Origin of the sequence: Finegoldia magna (genome assembly GCF_018371055.1) — a bacterium.
Classification (GTDB): domain Bacteria; phylum Bacillota; class Clostridia; order Tissierellales; family Peptoniphilaceae; genus Finegoldia; species Finegoldia magna_I.
In genome coordinates, this window is the sequence record NZ_JAGYZD010000196.1 from 1 (window position 1) to 3,188 (window position 3,188).

2 protein-coding genes and 2 pseudogenes are annotated in these 3,188 nt (G+C 33.3%); all 4 read left to right on the forward strand.

The window, feature by feature from the left end; translation table 11 throughout:
* Positions 1–659, forward strand: a 659-nt coding sequence (locus KHW44_RS07790) for a DUF2318 domain-containing protein (protein ID WP_304068055.1), incomplete at its 5' end; no start/stop codon positions are given.
* Positions 660–667: 8 nt separating this feature from the next.
* Positions 668–1,950: pseudogene (locus tag KHW44_RS07800) on the forward strand (ABC transporter permease).
* Entirely contained in the window at positions 1,940–3,088 is a 1,149-nt protein-coding gene (locus KHW44_RS07805; RefSeq protein ID WP_304068064.1) for an FtsX-like permease family protein, read from the forward strand. The pseudogene KHW44_RS07800 and the gene KHW44_RS07805 overlap by 11 nt, the downstream one beginning before the upstream one ends.
* Before the next feature lie 11 nt (positions 3,089–3,099).
* A pseudogene (locus KHW44_RS10155) lies at positions 3,100–3,188 on the forward strand (ABC transporter ATP-binding protein); the annotation flags it as partial.

Genomic DNA, 3,188 nt, shown 5'->3' on the forward strand with positions numbered 1-3,188 from the left:
CTAAAGGGATTATTCCTAGAAATGTTAACTTTTTTAGAGTTATTGCATTTATAGCTAATCACGAAAATGTGTTTTTATTTGCAACAATGTTAATTATGACAGCTATTCCAGTAATTTTATATAAGCAAAATATTAAAGTTAATGAAGATTATAGCAATAGCGCTCAGTTAAGAAAAATAAAGTATAGAATGAAGAATAAAAAACGTTGGGCAATTTTTTTCCTTGTTGTTCTATTTATTAATACTTTTTCATTAACGCTTGGAAAGGCATATGCTAATAAGGAACAGGCCCTTTCACCACCTGAAGATTATCAAACTGAAAATGGAATGATTGTTATTCCTTTAAGTAGCTTAGAGGATATGCATTTGCACAGATATTTGTATAAGGCAAAGGATGGTGCACAAATGAGATTTTTCTGCATTAAAAAATCAGGAGGTACCTATGGAGTTGTACTTGATGCCTGCGAGATATGTGGTCCATCTGGATATTTTGAAAGAGGCGATGATGTTATTTGTAAGTTGTGCGACGTTGTAATGAATAGGGGTACAATAGGTTTTAAGGGTGGATGTAACCCGATACCTTTCCCATACATTGTCCATGATAAAAAGATAAAGATTGCGCCAAAAGATCTTGACGCATTGTCTTATGTATTTAAGTAGGAGGGCTTATGTTTTGGAGAATAGTTAAAGGAGCGCTTTTTAGACAAAAGGGAAAAATGGTTCTTATTGCATTTACAGTTGCCCTTGGAGCTTCTCTTGCCACTTCAATGTTAAATACCATGCTCGGTGTTGGAGATAAAGTTAATCAAGAATTAAAGACCTATGGAGCAAATATTAATGTATTGCCTAAGGAAGCTTCCCTTCTTGATGATTTGTATGGCATGCAAGAAAAAGAGGGGCAGGTTCAAAAATATTTAAAGGAATCAGAACTTCCTAACATTAAAACTATTTTTGGGCTTACAATATTGTAGACTATACGCCATATCTTAACACTTGGGTTTCTTGTAATAATGATTCTAAACATACTAAGATGGTAGGAACATGGTTTAATAATCATATGAATTTGCCTACTGGAGAATCAGTTGATACTGGTATGATTAGACTTAAAAACTGGTGGGAAGTTCAAGGCGAGTGGTTATCAGAAAATGATAGCGATTCAGTTATGCTTGGAAAGATTTTTGCAGACAGAAATGGATTTAAAGTTGGTGATGAAATCCAACTAAAAAGCAATAATTTAGACAAAAAATTAAAAGTTAAGGGTATTTTCTCATCAGGTTCTGATGAAGATGCATTTATATATGCTACTTTAAAAACAGCACAAGAATTTGCTGGAGTTACTGGAGTTGTAAATAAAGTAGAAGTATCAGCTCTTACTACACCAGACAATGACTTAGCAAGAAAGGCTGCCAAAAACCCACTATCTTTAACTATTAAGGAAAGGGAAGTATGGTATTGTACAGCTTATGTTTCTGCTATTTGTTATCAAATAACAGAAGTAATGACTGATTCTGTAGCTAAGCCAATTCGCCAAGTTGCAGAAAGTGAAGGAGATATTTTAAACAAGACTACTCTTCTTATGGTTTTAATTACAGTATTAACTTTGATTGGTTCAGGCTTTGGTATTTCTAATCTTATTACAGCATCTGTAATGGAAAGATCTAATGAAATTGGACTTCAAAAAGCTATAGGGGCGTCAAATGGAAGGATAATTTGCATAATTCTTGTGGAAATAATTTTGACAGCGATATTTGGAACAGTTATAGGTTACGGTGTTGGTCTGCTACTTACTCAGATTATTGGTCTAACAGTTTTCGGCTCAGCAATAGCTCCGACAGCTATGGTAGTTCCTATTGTAGCAATACTTATTATTCTTGTTACAATATTGGGGTCAATACCAGCTATAAGATACCTTTTGAATTTAAATCCAACGGAGGTACTACATGGCAGATAAACAAAGTAAAAATAAATTTTACTTAAAAATGATAATGACTTCCTTGGCAAGGAGACGTGCAAGAATGTTAACAGCACTACTTGCTATAGCTATGGGAGCAACAATTATTTCAGGACTTGTTACTATTTACTATGATATTCCTAGACAAATGGGTAAGGAGTTTAGGTCTTATGGTGCAAATATGTTGGTAATTCCCACTAACCCTGATAAAAAAATTACCAATGAACAGTTAGATGAAATTAAATCGTTAATTCCATCAGGAAAGCTTGTCGGTCAGGCACCCTATATTTATACAAATGCAAAAATTAATGAACAACCTTATATGCTTGCAGGTACAGATTTAAAGGGAGCGAAAGAAAATTCTCCATACTGGCTTATTGACGGTTCATGGCCTGAAAAATCTAGAGAAGTTTTAATAGGTAATGAAGTTTCAAAGGCTTTGGAATTAAAAGAGGGAGATAAAATTATTATAAATACTCCCAAAGTTCATGGAGAAGGTTCTATAGATACTAATTTTGTTGTTTCAGGAGTTGTGACAACAGGTGGTAAAGAAGAAGAACTTATTTTTATGAGTATTGATGATATTTCACATCTTGTTAAAGACAAAAATTTTGATGTCGTAGAATATTCAATAGAAGCTGAACAAAATGTACTTTCAAAAATAGTATCAAATATTTCACAAAAGGATGGATCTCTAACTCCACAAATGGTAAAAAGAGTTACCGCCTCACAAGATATAGTTTTGAACAAATTACAAGCTCTTGTCTTCATTGTAACGATAATAGTATTATTCATAATGGTGATATGTGTATCCACAACAATGATGGCTGTTGTAACTGAAAGGCGTAAAGAAATAGGTCTTAAGAAAGCTTTGGGTGCCACAAATTCCTCAGTAATTGTTGACTTTTTAGGTGAAGGAGCATTTTTGGGGGTTTTTGGTGGACTTTTAGGTGTTGCATTAGGATATATATTTGCCAATAGAGTAAGTATTTCGGTATTTGCTAGAAAGGTAAGTTTCTTGCCTCTTTTAGTACCTATGACAATTATTGTCTGTATAGTAATAACTATAGTTGCATCTTTAATACCAGTATCTAAAACTGTTGATATTGATCCAGCTTTAGTGCTTCGTGGAGAATAGAAAGGAATTTTATGGATATATTAAAACTCGTAGATGTTTCAAAAATTTATGGTGAACTTAAAGCCCTTGACAAAATCAATTTAAGTGTAGAAAAGGGCGA

What these genes read in the sequence shown, in the direction of transcription:
- KHW44_RS07805 (WP_304068064.1), top strand. Translation starts at nt 1,940, where the DNA reads ATGGCAGATAAACAAAGTAAAAATAAATTTTACTTAAAAATGATAATG.